Source organism: Paenibacillus sp. VTT E-133280, assembly GCF_002264385.1.
Classification (GTDB): Bacteria; Bacillota; Bacilli; order Paenibacillales; family Paenibacillaceae; genus Paenibacillus_AQ; species Paenibacillus_AQ nitricinens.
Genome location: NZ_NFUX01000035.1, coordinates 1 through 16,011, shown reverse-complemented (window position 1 = coordinate 16,011; position 16,011 = coordinate 1). Strand labels below are relative to the sequence as shown.

The window sequence follows — 16,011 nt, the reverse complement described above, 5'->3', positions numbered from 1 at the left end:
CATACTAAAAATAGCGATTTACAAAAAACACCAGCCAACGTTTCTCCATTCCTCGGAGAATCACTGGCTGGTGTTTTTAAGTACGCCGGTTCACAAACATCAACATTACAGCAGACATAACAATAATAGAGCACACCCACATCCAAGCAAGAGTCATGTTGCCGCCATCTACCGCAACATAGATCGCTGTAGGCACTGTCTGCGTGCGGCCAGGAATATTCCCGGCAACCATGATCGTAGCGCCGAACTCTCCTAAACCACGAGCAAAGCCGAGAACGTACCCTGCAGCGAGTGAACGGCCTGCAAGGGGCAATGTGACATAACGAAGTACTTGCAACTCGCTTGCTCCCTGCGCACGCGCCGCATCCTCAAGATCCGGTTCCACGCCTTCAAAGCCCGCCTTCACTGTGCGATAAACGAGAGGAAAAGCGACGACAACCGCGGCGATAACCGCAGCCCCCCATGTGAAAAGGATCGTATGCTCCGTCATCTGTTCATACCATCTGCCAATCCAGCTGCGGCGACCTAAGACGACCAACAGCACAAATCCGACAACTGTCGGCGGCAACACAAGTGGAAGCAGCATTACAGTCTCGACCAAGCTATAACCAGGGAATTTACGACCCGCCATAGCCTTGGCTGCAGCCGTTGCCAGAATAAAAACAATGATGCTGGTAAGTACTGATATTTTTACGGAAAGCCATACCGGGGCGAAGAAATCAGTCCAGTTTATTTCCATCCTTAACCACCCCGCTTCTACTTATGATCTCTTATTAAGGAAGCAAGAAGCCATAGCTTGCAAAAATATCACTAGCTTCCTTACTCTGAAGATAACTGTACAGTTCCTTGGCTTCCTTCTGATTCTTCGAATCCTTCACGATACCCGCCGGATAATTAATGGCTTTGTGGACATGCGGGCCAACAGTAAGGGCGATCTTCGTCTTTTTTGAAGTCAACGCATCTGTCTTATATACAAAGCCTGCATCGACATTCCCCGTTTCGACGTAGGACAGAACCTGACGTACATCCTTCGCAAATACAAGTTTGTTTTGCAGCGTATCCCATACCTTCTTCGCAGTTAACGATTGCTGAGCATATTGGCCAGCGGGCACAGATTCAGGCTGCCCTACCGCTACCTTCTTAAAGGATTTATCCGTAAGTTGAGTGATCGTATTTAATGAAGCTTTTGAATTCGAAGGTACGACAAGAACCAACTGATTCTTAAGCAGAACCTTATGGTCAGAGATCAGTCCAGCATCCACTAACGCATTCATCTGTTTATCCCCTGCAGAGAAGAACAGATCAGCCGGAGCACCTTGCTCAATCTGCTTCTGTAATGTGCCAGATGCAGCATAATTAAAGACTAAATCAATATCGGGATGTTTCTTCTCATAGAGAAGCGCCATTTTATCTAAGCTATCTTGCAAGCTGGCTGCAGCGGATACTATAATTTCTGTCTTCTTGGCGGCTGCCTCTACCTCCACCACTGCGCCCGCAGATAAATTCACAACCAAAAAAATTGCTAATACACCAAAGATTCTGATTGACCATTTCTTAGACATTTCCATTCCTCCCATTTTCACATATATATGTAGATGCTATTCTAGCATACGTTTTTTCGATTTTCTATAGATTGAGTTGTGTTTAGATATGTTTAGTTATATATTGTTATAATTAGATAGTTAGAAATGAGTACATCTTCGACTTACTCGCAAAAAAAGGATGCCTCCGGCAACCATTTAAATGGTTGCACAAGCACCCCATCTTTCGAATTGAACGAAGGTCAAATGAGCGTGTCACTACTTATAGTGCGAGCTCCATTTTTCCAACTGCTGCCTGATTACTTCACGATAATAGTACGGTTCAATGATTTCCGCTTCCTCTTCGAATCTCTTAATCCAGCGGACAAATCCTATATCTTGTTCCACTGCAACTTTAAAGTGAAAACATCTAGATTGACGATCCACTTTACTTGGCCTAAAAGGTAATTCGTCCTTCTTAATTCCTTCCATTACCCGTTCCGAGAATTTCACTTTAAATTCTACCTGTAAACTATCCCTATCTAGTGACCATTTCTGCTTCATAAAGGCTTGCACATCAAACGCTTCCTTCGAAAAAAAACGATTTAATGGCTTCACATTAGAAAAATCGTTGATATGATATGTACGAATAACACCCTGACGATGACAAAATCCAATGAGATGAAAACGACTTTCCAGCGGGACCAGACAATAAGGATCAATGGTGATCCCTTTCTCTTCTAATGCATTCTCACTATAATTCGCTAGAATACTCTTTTGTTTTAATAAAGCCTCCAGGATCGGAGTAAGAAATGAGTGTTGTTCCATATGTGAACTGTTTCTTGTTCTTTCTGCCCACCCCACCCCTACTTCTCTTCTTGCACGTTCTATTGATTCTTCTCTCTCTGCCTTACGTTTATATTCAGCTGCGACTATTTTTTCATACGCGCTTTCAAAATCTATGGGTAATGCTGGTTTTATATCTTCCATAATATAGCGTAATTGCGAAAATGCGTTTGCTTCTTCTTCCGACCAATCCAAGGGATAGAGTGCAAAATTTCCAATAAAAGCATAACCTTTTCCATGCCCCAGGTGGGTTATGGGAATATGCATGGCACTAAGCGCGTCCATATCCCGGTAAATCGTTCTCTCGCTGTTGCCGCAGCGTTCCGCCAATTCACGGGCTAATATCCCTGGCTTGGCTTGAACAAGTGTAATAATGCGCATCAGTCGGATTAATCGGTCTGTCATATTCAGTTCCCCTTGATTTATGGTTAAATAGACCCATTATTTTATGAAAAAAAGTAAAATTGTGATAGAACTTTTTTACTATGTTACCACATTTTATATTACAATTCTTCTTATAATTTTCCGCCGAATCCGCTGAAAAATCCAATTTATGTATAGGTCTTTTTTCGCTTATATGCATCCTCGTGCAGTGAGTCCTATATTAAATTCCACCAACGGCTTTACTTCGTTGCTGATGCTCGAACCCGATCTGTTTATATAACATTTCAGCCTCTTTAAGCAGCAAAGGATCTCCAGAGCGTACTGCGAGTAGCAACATCTTATCCGCATGCCGATTGAGCATTTCGTGAGCTTCACTATGCTGGCCTTTACTTCGTAGTGCCTCTGCTTCTTCAACCGTTTCAGCCGTCTTCAACAATTCCAGATGCTTCTCAACATAAAAGCAGCAAGTATCGCTCAGAATGCGCGTATGATGCGCGTACTCCAGTTCAAGTACCTTCACGGGAAGTTCACGAACGCGCTCTACGGTTGGTTTTTTATACTTCCACTGTAGGGATAATGCTTCATACTTACCTGCTACAGAACTAGAAGTAGTGAACTCCAATCCTATGAATTTGCGTTGTCCTGTTTTTATTTTTCCTAGTTTAAGCAAGAGAGAATTTCCTTCCCCTACCTCCATTTCACATCCATAACAGCGCTTAAAAGTTACATGTGGCTCAAGCCAAACTCGTAGTTCAATATCACGTGCAACCACTTTGTGGCTGCTTGGTCGGCTATTTTCTGAAGGCAAATTTCCTTTCCATTCGACAAGTAAAACTACATCACGATTTCCACCTGCAAAAATACGATCTTGACCCCACGTAAATATAGGAGTAATACTTTCCATCATATTTTCCACCTCTTTCTTATTTTGGGTCTTCTATTAATGTACCAATAATGGCGGACAACTCCATGTCATGGAATGTATGTTCGGTTCTATATTATCGACAAAAAAAGAGCCATTCTACATACTAAGTAGACTGACTCTCGCAAAAACAGCCCCTTTTGTCTGTTTATGACGAAAATTTTATATTTTTAACTTTAACGACTCTGAAGTTTAGGCTGCACTCGCTCCCGCTTAAAAAATAGTCCCAGCGCCCATTTGGCGCAAAGCAGAGAAAATATAAAAAATAGGATGGCCCAAAATATGGCCGGCACCGATGTCATCCTTGCCAGGTTACTGGCATCTCCCGCACGAGATGGGGATACAACGGCCGCATATACGAGAAATAAACTTCCCATTACAGACTCTTCCAAGGTCAAAAAAGCTAATAACAAATAATAATATTTGCTGGCCTTTTTCCACACCACCAGCATTAAAATATTCAGCGTAATAAACCCGCCTAACCACATCATTCCGAAGCTTCCCCGCACGTACATTACCAGCATAATCAATGCTACTGTAGTAGCTAAAATAAGTCCCCAATCATGCCGTCCTTTACTGTAGAGATAGAAGAGCAGCAATGCAAATAAAGAAGCCAGCACATACCCGGATAACGACACTAGTATCGCTCTGCCTCCATCTTGAATGGCTGAATAGGTGACCCCACTATGATTTGCATATAGCTCAATCCGTAGCACACTGCCAGACAGCAGTAGAGTCACCAGCGCATGACCAAATTCATGAATCATCGTGTCCAAATTCCGAAACAAAGATGAGAATGGAATCAACCTCGTCAAAAAAGCAGATCCGACCAAAAATAACATTGTCTTAAGCCATTTATTCATTCCGTAGCAGCCCCTTTCCGTCCAAAGTATACGATAAATAGTCCCTCTTCTCAATCATGTAGAGCACAGCCTTGTTGTTCTTCACAAGGATGTGTAACCTCACTTCAAGCAGGCAAATATTACTGATCCAAGAAGCCCTATTCACGTTTAGCGTACGCTGTCAGAAGCTGTCAAGCTGTGTTAAAATAAAAGAAATACAAGCCTAAATTGGGTGGTGATTATATAGATGAAACAACGTAAATACCGTAAATATCTACAGCTGTTATGTTCGCTCCTGCTTCTGCTGACCCTTTCCATATCTCTTCCGGCCCCAGTAGCAAAAGCCAATATATTCAGTGATATCTATAATGGATTCAAAAGCTTCTCTGAGCTTCCGAATGAAGTCAATGAATTGAAAGAAGGATTTCAGCAGACAGCTGAAGAGCTACAACAGGCGAAAGATAAGCTTACGAATACCATGCAGGAAATGGAGGCCTACCGGACACAGAACGAAGCCCTGCAGGAGCAGAATCGCCAACTAACGCAAATGGTGGATGAGTTGCAAAATGACCGGACGGCACGCGAAGAATATTATCATAAAATCAAAGTGACTATTTTTACGGGGATTGGTCTAATTCTGGGGTATTTTATACTCATCCGTATTGTTCGTTTCAGCATGCTTCACCGTTCTAGAAAAGGAGACCGCTTGCGCTAAGCTTGAACATTCAGTAAAGATCACGTCTACAGCATGAGGGAGATGAAATATGAACATCGATGTCCAAGATGAAAGCGACAGCGGGAGCGGACAAGCCGTAGCCTTCACCCTTGGGGAGAAGGAAGAGGTTCATGTGCTGCACCCACAGCAAATTATCGCTTATCAAGGACCTGCCACTGGACGGGCGGACAGATTTATGGATGTAAAGGGCATCTATCGCAAGCGAAAATTGATTCGTTCGGATATGTCTGGTCCTTGCCATTTTGTCGCAGCCCTTCCACCAGGTTATCGGGTAAAGATTCTGCAGCTTGATGGAAAGAGCGATTTATTGTACGACTTTAAACATCTCTTCTTCTACAGCAAGGGAGTTACGATGGATACACGAGTGCTAAGTATGAAGAATGTGCTCGTTACACGTGATATTGTGAAAGTGAAATTTACGGGTAACGGCATCATTGGCATATTGACCGAAGGTACGGTATGTGAAGCTGAGCTTCATCCTTACAACCCGCTCTATGTGGATGCAGGCAGCATTATTGCCTATCCTGAGAATGCGAAGCTGGAGCTTACCGTTTACGGCAACCATTTAGCTAGCCAGCATATGAGCTATCACTGGAAGATGACGGGCCACGGCCCTGTGTTGTTTCAGGCCGGACGCCAGAATCGCCGATTTGAAAGAGATAATAACGATGATGGAATTATTAAACGATTTCTGCGCGAAGCCGTGCCATTTGGTGGAGTATTTATTAAATAGAATGCTTCAAAAAAAGAGCGCCATGCGTTAACCATACGCAGGCGCTCTTTGTGTATTCTATCCTATAAGGATGTTGTCTTAGCCGATAAAGGCATTCAGCATCCAAGCATGTTTCTCAATGCTGCTTCTGATGCCAATCAGCAGATCTGCAGTTGGTTGATCGCTCAATTCTTCAGCAGTAGCAATTGCATCTTGCAGTTCTTTAGCAACAGTCTTAAAATCTCTCACGAGCTCAAGTACCATACCTTTAGCATCTTCGCCGCCACGAGCTTCTTGTAAGTCGGACAATTCAAGATATTGCTTCATTGTGGAGGCTGGTTGTCCACCAATAGAAAGCAAACGCTCAGCTAAATCATCTGCATAACCCGCAGCTTCATTGTATAGCTCTTCAAACTTCTCATGCAATGTGAAGAATTGAGATCCGCTAACATACCAGTGATAGTGATGAAGCTTTACTCCGAGCAGGAACCAGTTCGCAGTTTGGCGGTTCAAAGCAGCTTGCAGTTCAGTATGGTTCTTTAATTGTGTTGTCATTAATAAAACCTCCTATGGTTCATTTATTATAATTGTATTTAGACTCGTTCTAAATCTATATACAATTTAACACACTCATTCGTATTTTGCAACTATTCTGGAGATTATATGTTGTGCCGATTCTAGCACAGCTTATGTTATGAAGCCTATTATGTGTGTCACACTTTGGTAAAGAGTCTCTTCTCTAGATTAGAGAAACATCCTCCTCCGCGGTCTTTCCTTTCCTGCTGCGGAAGAAAGCCCTCATCTCATCTCGCTTACTCTTTGGACTTAGGACGTACACAGTATCCCCAGGCTCAATAACAGTACTGCCATGCGGAGTGACAATCTTTTTATTGCGGATAATGGCCGTAAATAAGATATCATCCGGCAGACCTATTTCTGAAATCTTCTGTCCAGCAATCGGCATATAAGGATTAATTCCAATATGGTTAAACTCCGAGTCTGTCTTGCCAAGAGCCACAAGCTCCATCAGGGAAGGCTGATCTGAATCTTCTTGCCCCACAAGCTTCAATCGGGATGCTAACGGGGATATACTAGTACCCTGAATCACCGCCGAGGTCAGTACGACAAAGAAAACAACATTAAAGAATAGTCGTCCATGAGGCAGGTCAGCCAGCAGCGGATAAGTCGCTAACACAATCGGAACGGCTCCACGAAGTCCTGCCCAAGAAATCAAAGTCTTCTCGCGGATCGTAAATTTGGAAAAGTGCAGGCTTATAAATACACCGATTGGTCTAGCTACAACCATCAGAATAACGGACAACAAGATACCTTGCCATGCCACTTCCGCCAGCTCCTGTGGAAATACTAACAAACCCAGCAGAATGAACATAAATATTTGCATCATCCAAGCAAAGCCATGACTAAAATTCATAATGGTACGGTGATACATGAGCTCGGAATTCCCAAGCGTAAGGCCCATAACATAAACAGCCAGCAGCCCGCTGCTATGTACCCATGCAGATAAACCATAGGTCAGAACAGCAAAGCCAATCGCCATTACTGGATAAAGACCTGTGGAATCCAGGTTAATTCGATTGATACAGAAAACTGCGATCTTCCCCAGCACAAAACCCAGTACTAAGCCAATGCCCATCTCCCATATAAAAGACAACAGAAGCCCCCATATCGCCATATCCGGATGCTGTATCCATTCGATTAGCGAGACTGTCAAGAACACCGCCATTGGATCGTTGCTTCCTGATTCTGCTTCTAACGTCGAGGTTAGACGTTTATCAATGTTCTTACCGCCGAGTACCGAGAAAACTGCAGCCGCATCTGTCGATCCAACGATCGCTCCAAACAGAAAGCTTTCCGGCCATGACACATCAAGGATTAGCTTAGCAAATACCCCTACAATGACCGTCGTCATGATTACGCCTACCGTTGATAAGGATAATGCTGGCCGAATAACAGGTTTAATATCCTTAATATTCGTCTGCATGCCACCTTCGAATAATATGACAACCAGCGCGAAGATCCCGGCCATTTGCGTTAAGGAAGCATTGTTAAAAAAAACAAATTGGCTTAGCACCATCCCCGCAGCAAGAAACAGCACTAAAGCTGGCATTCCAAATTTAGTGGAGAACTTGGTGGAAAATACGCCTACAAGCAGGAGTGCTGCCAGTAATAATATAATATTATCTGCAAGTTGGGACACCGATTATTCACTTCCCTTTCTCTTCTAGCTTTAAAATATAAGAAGCTTCCTTATTTATGTACTTTATTACCCTTTTCGATATCCTTTTGAGACATTGAATAATATAAACAAGATTGGAGATTTCATTCCCCGGGCCTTATACTTTATGTAAATGCTTTCTCCCCATCGTCTGTACATATAGGAGGTTGAATGTTATGCAATTGAGATTAATTAAACCTGCGGAGCTAGACCAAGCGGCTCGGCTCGCAGATTCTGTCTTTCGTGAACCGGGTGCCACTTCAATGAAAGAGCTGTTTCCACTTATTTTCCGCCCTGGACTCAGTCATTCCTACGCGGCGATTGCCGATGACGGAACGGTTGCTGCTTTTATGGGACTCGTACCCTCTACGATCAAAACTGGAGATACTTTCCTGAATGTATTCTCCATAGGTGCTGTCTGCACCGATCCCGCTTTTCGTGGCCAAGGGCTGGCGGGCCAACTTCTGCAGCTATGCCAGAGTCACGCTGCCGAGGCCGAGGCATCGCTGATTTTTGTCTCGGGTGATCGTTCGTTATACACCCGAGCAGGGTGCGTACCGTTCGGAGGTACGCAATTTGCCGAGCTGAACGCAAGCTCGGCTCAGGCACTTGCAGCCGCAGCAGGCGAAGAATGGACGCTGCGGCCAATGCAGCCGGGCGACTTCTTCGCCGTCTACCGGCTGCTCAATGAACGCGAAGCCGGACATGTGTACAGTCCGGGTGAGCTGGCGCTGCTGCTGGGGACCGGGGCTTACGCGGGTGTGATGGGCTTAGCCCAGCGCACACTCGTAGCCGTTCGGGACGGCAGCATCGAGGGGTTCGCCGCGGTGGCTGTGCCCGTGGCGGCAGAGGTGCCAGCGCCGAACACGGCGACGGCGGTGGAATGGGCCGGCCAGCCGAGCGCGGTAGCGGCATTGCTGGCCAAGGCGGGCTTGTGCGGCGGCGTTGGTGCGCTGCAAGTGCCTGTGCCGTGGCAGGAGCGCGGCTTGCTCGCGCTCTTGCGGGACGCCGGCGCCTCTTTAAGCGCCGGCGCGAACAGCGGAACGGTCTGCATCGCAGACCGGGAAGCGCTTTTGCGGCAGACCGAAGGCTGCCGCAAGGGCCACGACTTGTCGTCCGTGCAGGACGACAAGGAGCTGATCTCGCTGCTCTTTGATCCAGCGAGCCCGCTTCACAGCTCTGATTCCTCGGGGGAATCAGAGGCAATTCCCTTGCCGTATATGTCTGGTCTACGTTTCATTTGACGGATTTAAACAATAAAACGGAAACCGTCCTTTTAGGGACGGTTTCCGTTTCTGCAAGAAAGAGAAGGATAATTAATGCCGTGGAACATATACATTCTGATCTACAAGCAAAATCACCCTCGCAGGTGAATAAGCCTCTGTTAACTTAACATTGGAGTGTACGAGGCAATCATTGTTGTACCTTTTGTAAAATTTCATATCCCAAACTCCCCCACCTTCTGCACTCAGTCTAAGAAATTGTGATGGGGCGTTGGGGAGGGAGTTTTATGGGGAAAAACTCCCTCTATCTAGGATGATTTCCTCACAATTGCCCAGTTATGCGGAATTTCTCCCTATAATACGGAGGATTTTCTAAAAGACAGCGATATCCGCTGGAATACAGGGAGAAATTCCCTATATTCCACCTGTTCAACCCTAAAACACAAAATTTATAGGGAAGAATTCCCTATTCCATTGTAGATCTATCTCACAGTTATTTAGTGTGCGCTATATACGATTATATAAATTCAAAGGATTGCTTATTCTCTGGAGTACACCTGTAACTCTTGAATAGACCAATAATTTCCGCCGGCTGCGGTCTGTACAATTTTGATATACCGTGTCTTTACCTTAGAAAAGGATATCTTCGTAAGCTCTTTTGTGCCTTTTCCAGAGGTGAGTTTGTTCCAGTTTTGAGCATCGTCAGAAATATAAACTACATATTCTCTTGGATAATCAAAAGGAGATAGCGTGCTGTCCAAATCTATTCTTTCAATTTCATGTGCTACACCCAGATCAATCTGAAAATACTCTCCAGAAACCTGATGTTTTCCAGTGTCCCAGCGCGTACGCCGATCCCCATCGATGGCAAGACTTGGAGCCGATGCCACCGTATTCACATTTGAGGATACCTTCCATTTAGTACGATCCAGAGGAACCAGTCCGGTGGCTGTGATCTGAACTTTATCGGACAGTAAATTGGAGCCGGATACCCTTACCGCGTAGGTATATAAAGTTCCTTCATGTAAATTATGATCCGTGTACTCTGTTAGCTTCACATCAGTAGCGATCACTTTCATTTCCCCACCGCTACCATCAGCTCTAAGTAACTCGTAGCTTGCTCCTGGTGCCTCCAACCAATGTAATTTTACAGATAAACCTTTTGTTGCTGCGGCTTTGAATCCTTTAGGTGCCGACGGCTTTACTTCAGAGGAGAGCTGCAAAATGTACTGCACAGCCTCTCCTGGAGCAAGTGTCTCCGTAAAGGTTAACGTGGGAGTAGCCTTTTTCCCTGTTATATAACTTCTTGCTTTTTCATACGTATCCCCGTTTCCAAAACGCTCCCCTTCATACACACCGTTTTTCGGCATAGTCACATTTACACTCACGGTCTGTGGGGTAGACTCAAAGTTAACGAAATTAACCAATATCTTATTTGAGGTCGCTCCGCTACCCGCAAGAGGTTTTAATGTAGAAGTATCCACGGCGCGAACATAAACCAGCTTGTCGGCTAACACATCCTTGTTTGCAACTTGGTAAGTTAATGGAGCTCCATGCGTAGCATAAGCAAGACTGAGCCTTCTCATAATGCTGACACGTGAATCCTCGTTCTCTTTTGTATAGTAAATCTCTGTGGTTGCCGGATCATGCTCTTCTAAATTAAACCCGTATTTGAATAAACTGAAATCTTTAAAAAAAGCAGCATGTTGCACAAACATATCCGCATAACCAATATGCGCACGCATGATCCGGTCGAATACAGCCGCTGTCCGCTCCGTTGCCCCGTATTGATAGGCATCCACATGACTGTCCGAGGTACCAAATTCAGTGGTCAGCATTTTTTTGCCGAGCCCATTGTCTGCACCATCGAAGGTCTTCAAATTCTCAGTAAAGCTTCCCCCATTGCTAAAAATATAAGAGTCGCCGTAGGAATGTCCATTGGTCAAATCCGTGACCTTCTCCAGCTCCATACGCTGCTCTGGATCTCGTTCCCAGCCATCCGGATCTCCACATTCCTTCCCAGTTCCCTTCTGATTACCACAGGAATCCTCACTGTAGCTCGGCCAATACGCCCAGCCTGGAGCAACTGTTTGTAAATGGGGCGCGATTTGCTTGCCCTTTTTATTTAGCCAGTCCGCAATCGCCAAGTTAACTGCCTTAGAACGATTGAATAATCCTGGCTCATTATCTACCTCATAATATTGAAAATAGGGGCTATATTGTTCAAAATAATCTGTCAGCTTTTTCTCCGCATCAGCAGGCAACGATCCATCTGCCTTAAGCTTAATATCACCAGTATGCAAATACAGCGCAACCGCCTGCATGTTGTAATCCTGCAATACCTTGTAATATTCCATCATATCTGAGCAGGATCTCCCGACATCACTGGCACAGCTAGTACGCATCACATTACCGCTATAAGCCATCCCTAACCATTTGATAACATAAGGCAAATGCGTAACCGCACCTTCATCAAAATAAAATTGCTTATTATTCACTACTGTGCCGGTCAGTGTATAGCTGCCATGAATAGGCTCGGAAATTGGAGCGTTAAGAGATTCTAAACGGAGATTATCCCAAGTCCACCAAGAATATTCGTCTTCTTTGTCACTGCAATATAAACAGCGAACCGTTTGCAGCTTCAATTCGTTCGTTCCCAGCTTCAATTGCTCCTTGGGAATGTATAATTCATAGGACTTTTGAAAGCTATATTCACTTTCTGTGCCCGATACGCCAGCAATTTGAATGATCCCCGACAATTGATGATTGGAGAACACACTCATTTGCGGCACGGATTTATAAGCATTCAGAATACCTACGCTAAATAAGACCCCATTCTCCGGGATCTTATTTAGCTGATAAGTGATCGTTAATTCCGGCTGGGTCTTTCCATTCAAGCCTGCAGGCAAGCTCTGAAGAGCCGATAGTTTGAGTGCTGAAGAAGGAACATTAAATACCTTCTTACTGCCGGAAGTGCCACTCGCAGCGAATTCAGCTGCTGAGCCATCATGTTGTCCCAGATTCCAGATCACAGTACCATCCGGTATTTCTGCTGCAGCATCAGTTCCTGTAGATAGTCTCGGTATATTGGCACCTACCTTATAATCATTCGTCTTATTCGTTCCGAAAACTGAGACAGACAACAGAAACAAGACGGTTAATGCGGCGAATTTCAGTAATAACAGTAATGGTTTGTTTGTAGATATTCTATTTTTTCCATTAGATATTCTCCTCGTTATTCCCATCCATAGGTCCTCTCTTTCTTCCGGAATGTCTAACCCTATCATTTCATTAGATTAAGGAAGGAACAATGCTCCTTGTGGAATTACCTGCTGCTTCTGGCTTGAACTCTCCCACAGTAAACGAAGATTGGCATCTCCTTCATTCTCATAATATTCAATTTGGATATCATAAAGCGTTCCAGCTGTGAGCGGGATACTTCCTTTATGAAGGGTTGCACTTTGATTGTTCCAATTGTCGATGATCAGCTTTCCGTCAATCCAGACACGGACTCCATCATCAGAGGATGCCGAAATCGTATATTTTTCACTGAATTTAGGCTTGAGCTTCCCTTTCCAGCGTACAGAAAAACGATCTTCATTTATCTCCGGGGCAGGTGACCCGCCATGCCAATTAAAATCAATCTTACGGTCATCGCGGATAAGTACCGCTTCTCCCTCTAAATCAGTATTGTTATAGTATTCTCCAGTTAAACCCGTTGGCGTTACCGGAGCTGTCGAAGGGCCTCCTGATGTGAGAACGTAATCCTCTCTCGATACTATAAACGAGTCATTCATAAAGCTTTTAATTGACTGTAGCGTATTATTTTCTGTCAGTAATTTTCCCCAAGTCATCATATAGACCCATTTATTTTGTTTCTCGGTTAATATTTCCGGGTTCGGCAGCTGTCCGCTCTCCCCGATTCCGATAGGTTTACCTTCAGCAAGTGCAAGCAGATCCTCATAGTAGGACTGCTTATAATCGTTATTGTAGATATCCGCAGCCAGAACATCGAGTTTATCCGCATCGGGATAATATGCAGCATATGGATCTGCCCATTCATTCGGTGCATTTGGATTCCACACCCACAGTAGATTATTTAGCTTGTGTGTGTTTACAAAACGATCATAGACAATATTCCAAAGCGCTGAAAAATTGTCCTTTTTCCCCCACCAAAACCAACCGCCGTTCATTTCATGGTAAGGTCGCCATAAGACTGGAACTCCGGCATCACGCAGCTGTTCTAAATATCCAGCGATCTCGTCTAGATCAGAAATAAGATGCTTATACTGAGCCGTCCCAGGCGTAACATAAGCATTAAACTTTTCTTGACTGAGACTTCTGTTTACATTGGACCATTCTGGAGATGTCCCCGGCAAACTCTGATGGAATGTCATGGCTACAATGCCACCCTCTTGATGCCACTCAATTGCACTGTCAATAACAGCTTGCCGCTGTTCTGCGATCGTCCCCTTGGATTGATTATTAATCGCCCCTAATTCATAACCATGTAAAACGGCATTCTGTCCCGAAGTATTTTTCAGCTTTTGAACCAGTTCATCTGGGCTTTCTAGATAATCATGCTGGCCGGACAGGATTCCTTTGCCACGTAGATTCACCAAATTACTCAGCAGTTGCTTGGCTTCTTCAGAAGCTGATGGATTGCTTGGTATAGCCGGAGGTAGTGAGGAAGAAACACTCATAGCCTTCGGAAGACTCCTAACCTCTCCCCAAGGCAGCAAGGAAAAAATAATAAACACCGGTAATATAGTAAACAACAATCTGTTTTGCTTATAATATTTACGCAAATAAATCCTCCTTTCGGTAGCTGTACTGCCTCCACAGGTAATAAATGAACATACCTGTTATCGGACAATCGTCTTCTGACCTAATGAGGACTATAGCTTAGTAGCTCTGCAATAACGCAGAGCTACTAAGGATCGACCTTTAATTTTCATCAATCAGGAGACATCCGGAAGAAAAAGTGCACTTGCTGGAACTGTCTCTTTAGCTTGACTAGCACTTTCCCACATCAAGCGGACTCTCGCATCGCCTTCATTCTCGTAATACTCCACCTTGATATCGTATAGCTGGCCAGCCGTCAGCGTTATGGTGCCCTTACGCTCAGTACCACTTTGCTTAGTCCAGCTATCAATCACAGATTCCCCATTCACCCAGACACGGATGCCATCATCTGAGGTAGTGTAAAATGTATATTGCTCTTCATATAATGGCTTAATTTTACCGCTCCAACGTATGGAGAAACGATCAATCCCGAGGGCGGCATCCGGCGATCCTAGCCGCCAATTGAAATCGATCATCGCATCTGTTCTAGTAAGAGCTGCTGCTCCCGACAGCTGGATGTTGTTATAATATTCTCCTGCAAGCCCCTTCGCAAGAGGAATTGCTGCCTCTCCCTCTTCTTCGGAAGGTGCCGGCGCTGGTGCAGCGCTAGGCTTCGGTACCAGACTAGTATTTAATTTATCTCTAGTCAGGGTATAGTTGCTATTCATAAAAGTTTTGATTGTGTCTGCACTGTTATTATCGTAAAGCATTTTTCCCCAGCTCATCATATACGTCCATTTACTTTGCGATTGCTGTAGCTTCTCCAGATTAGGCACTTCACCATTCTCCCCGATCGCAATCGGTTTGCCAGCGGCTAGACTCAACAAGCTATCATAGTATTTTTGCTGGTAATCATTTTCGTATATATCTGCTGCCAGAATATCTACTTTATCTGCTCCTGGATAAGTTGACGCATAAGGATCTGACCAAACATTTGGAGCATTCGGACTCCATACCCATAACAAATTATTTAATTTATGAACGTTAACAAAACGGTCATACATAACATTCCAAAGTTTTGAAAAGTTGTTTTTCTTCCCCCACCAGAACCAGTTTCCGTTCATTTCATGATAGGGTCTCCAAAGTACCGGAACGTTGGCATCACGTAAGCTCTTTAGGGAGACCGCTACCTTATCAAGTTCAGCGATCAGACTGTTATATTGCTTGGTACCCGGTGTAACGTAACTATCGAACTCACTTTGGCTAAGCGTTTTTTTCACATTACCCCAGTCATAAGCGGTGCCTGGCAGGTTAGCATGAAAAGTCATAGCTACGATCCCGCCCGCTTTATTCCAGTTGATGGCGCTGTTCACCACATTTTGACGCTGCCAGGCCATCGTTCCTTCGGACTGGCCACTGATCGCGCCCAGTTCATAACCGTGAAGAGCTGCGTACTGTCCGCTTGTTCCCTTCAGCATATTGTTAATTTCATCTGGACTTTCTAAATAGTCATGTTGACCAGCAATAATACCTTTTCCTGAAATCGAGTAAAGATAGTTAAGCAGCTTTACGGCTTCGGGTGAGGCTCCTGGGGTAACTGGCGTACCAGAATTTGAAGCAGCTATGACAACAGACGGCGAAATTCCAACAGTAAGCGGAAGTGCAGTCAGAAACAGGACGAGTGACAGAAATGCGCCAAATAATCGATACGTACGGTAAGCTTTCAAAATAATCTCCCTTTCGGTAGCCAGGCTGCCACTCTTTCGAAGGCCCTATAGCTTTGCGTCCCTACCTTTCGATAGGTT

At 44.6% G+C, this 16,011-nt stretch carries 13 protein-coding genes and 1 riboswitch; of the genes, 3 read left to right on the top strand and 10 right to left on the bottom strand.

Annotation, left to right across the window (positions count from 1 at the left end; translation table 11 throughout):
* Window positions 1-76 precede the first annotated feature (76 nt).
* From modB to CA600_RS16215, 5 genes are all read right to left on the bottom strand, one after another.
* Entirely contained in the window at window positions 77-739 is a 663-nt protein-coding gene (gene modB / locus CA600_RS16235; protein ID WP_094871422.1) for a molybdate ABC transporter permease subunit, read from the bottom strand.
* 34 nt (window positions 740-773) lie between these two features.
* On the bottom strand, window positions 774-1,562 hold the full coding sequence (modA, locus tag CA600_RS16230) for a molybdate ABC transporter substrate-binding protein (RefSeq protein WP_094871421.1): 789 nt from the start codon (window positions 1,560-1,562) through the stop codon (window positions 774-776).
* A 237-nt stretch (window positions 1,563-1,799) separates the two neighbouring features.
* Window positions 1,800-2,771: a helix-turn-helix transcriptional regulator gene (locus tag CA600_RS16225; RefSeq protein ID WP_094871420.1), complete on the bottom strand. Its 972-nt coding sequence runs from the start codon at window positions 2,769-2,771 to the stop codon at window positions 1,800-1,802.
* Between the two features lie 199 nt (window positions 2,772-2,970).
* Window positions 2,971-3,657, bottom strand: coding sequence for a hypothetical protein (locus CA600_RS16220; RefSeq protein WP_094871419.1), 687 nt, complete (start codon window positions 3,655-3,657; stop codon window positions 2,971-2,973).
* A gap of 191 nt (window positions 3,658-3,848) precedes the next feature.
* Window positions 3,849-4,535 (bottom strand): M50 family metallopeptidase, encoded by a 687-nt coding sequence (locus CA600_RS16215; RefSeq protein WP_094871418.1) that lies wholly within the window; start codon window positions 4,533-4,535, stop codon window positions 3,849-3,851.
* Between the two features lie 226 nt (window positions 4,536-4,761).
* On the opposite strand from CA600_RS16215, the gene CA600_RS16210 reads away from it, so the two are divergent.
* Together CA600_RS16210 and CA600_RS16205 are read left to right on the top strand one after the other, a co-directional pair.
* Window positions 4,762-5,229, top strand: coding sequence for a hypothetical protein (locus CA600_RS16210; RefSeq protein WP_094871417.1), 468 nt, complete (start codon window positions 4,762-4,764; stop codon window positions 5,227-5,229).
* Window positions 5,230-5,278: 49 nt separating this feature from the next.
* Window positions 5,279-5,983 (top strand): AIM24 family protein, encoded by a 705-nt coding sequence (locus tag CA600_RS16205; RefSeq protein WP_042185200.1) that lies wholly within the window; start codon window positions 5,279-5,281, stop codon window positions 5,981-5,983.
* A gap of 78 nt (window positions 5,984-6,061) precedes the next feature.
* Here the strand turns inward: CA600_RS16205 and CA600_RS16200 are convergent, their stop codons facing one another.
* Both CA600_RS16200 and CA600_RS16195 read right to left on the bottom strand, forming a co-directional pair.
* Window positions 6,062-6,517 (bottom strand): Dps family protein, encoded by a 456-nt coding sequence (locus tag CA600_RS16200; protein ID WP_042185198.1) that lies wholly within the window; start codon window positions 6,515-6,517, stop codon window positions 6,062-6,064.
* 184 nt (window positions 6,518-6,701) lie between these two features.
* Window positions 6,702-8,180: a potassium/proton antiporter gene (locus CA600_RS16195; protein ID WP_094871416.1), complete on the bottom strand. Its 1,479-nt coding sequence runs from the start codon at window positions 8,178-8,180 to the stop codon at window positions 6,702-6,704.
* A 194-nt stretch (window positions 8,181-8,374) separates the two neighbouring features.
* Between CA600_RS16195 and CA600_RS16190 the strand changes: the two genes are divergently transcribed.
* Window positions 8,375-9,442: a GNAT family N-acetyltransferase gene (locus tag CA600_RS16190; protein WP_094871415.1), complete on the top strand. Its 1,068-nt coding sequence runs from the start codon at window positions 8,375-8,377 to the stop codon at window positions 9,440-9,442.
* Window positions 9,443-9,960: 518 nt separating this feature from the next.
* On the opposite strand, the gene CA600_RS16185 is transcribed toward CA600_RS16190, so the two are convergent.
* The 3 genes from CA600_RS16185 to CA600_RS16175 form a co-directional block, all read right to left on the bottom strand.
* The gene (locus tag CA600_RS16185) at window positions 9,961-12,666 is read right to left on the bottom strand and encodes a discoidin domain-containing protein (protein WP_094871414.1); all 2,706 of its coding nucleotides are present in this window, start codon (window positions 12,664-12,666) and stop codon (window positions 9,961-9,963) included.
* A 51-nt stretch (window positions 12,667-12,717) separates the two neighbouring features.
* Window positions 12,718-14,229 carry a glycosyl hydrolase gene (locus CA600_RS16180; RefSeq protein ID WP_256989876.1) on the bottom strand — a complete coding sequence of 504 codons (1,512 nt, stop codon included), beginning with the start codon at window positions 14,227-14,229 and terminating at the stop codon, window positions 12,718-12,720.
* A 153-nt stretch (window positions 14,230-14,382) separates the two neighbouring features.
* Complete coding sequence (locus tag CA600_RS16175) at window positions 14,383-15,933, bottom strand: glycosyl hydrolase (RefSeq protein WP_094871462.1); 1,551 nt, start codon at window positions 15,931-15,933, stop codon at window positions 14,383-14,385.
* Window positions 15,934-15,945: 12 nt separating this feature from the next.
* A riboswitch (cyclic di-GMP riboswitch) is annotated at window positions 15,946-16,011 on the bottom strand. This riboswitch is flagged as partial in the annotation.

Excerpts from the sequence above, each read along its gene's own strand:
- CA600_RS16205 (WP_042185200.1), top strand. The coding sequence starts at position 5,279 with ATGAACATCGATGTCCAAGATGAAAGCGACAGCGGGAGCGGACAAGCC.
- CA600_RS16190 (WP_094871415.1), top strand. The coding sequence starts at position 8,375 with ATGCAATTGAGATTAATTAAACCTGCGGAGCTAGACCAAGCGGCTCGG.
- CA600_RS16215 (WP_094871418.1), bottom strand. The coding sequence starts at position 4,535 with ATGAATAAATGGCTTAAGACAATGTTATTTTTGGTCGGATCTGCTTTT.
- CA600_RS16185 (WP_094871414.1), bottom strand. The coding sequence starts at position 12,666 with ATGGGAATAACGAGGAGAATATCTAATGGAAAAAATAGAATATCTACA.
- CA600_RS16210 (WP_094871417.1), top strand. The coding sequence starts at position 4,762 with ATGAAACAACGTAAATACCGTAAATATCTACAGCTGTTATGTTCGCTC.
- CA600_RS16220 (WP_094871419.1), bottom strand. The coding sequence starts at position 3,657 with ATGATGGAAAGTATTACTCCTATATTTACGTGGGGTCAAGATCGTATT.
- CA600_RS16225 (WP_094871420.1), bottom strand. The coding sequence starts at position 2,771 with ATGACAGACCGATTAATCCGACTGATGCGCATTATTACACTTGTTCAA.
- CA600_RS16200 (WP_042185198.1), bottom strand. The coding sequence starts at position 6,517 with ATGACAACACAATTAAAGAACCATACTGAACTGCAAGCTGCTTTGAAC.
- modB (WP_094871422.1), bottom strand. The coding sequence starts at position 739 with ATGGAAATAAACTGGACTGATTTCTTCGCCCCGGTATGGCTTTCCGTA.
- modA (WP_094871421.1), bottom strand. The coding sequence starts at position 1,562 with ATGTCTAAGAAATGGTCAATCAGAATCTTTGGTGTATTAGCAATTTTT.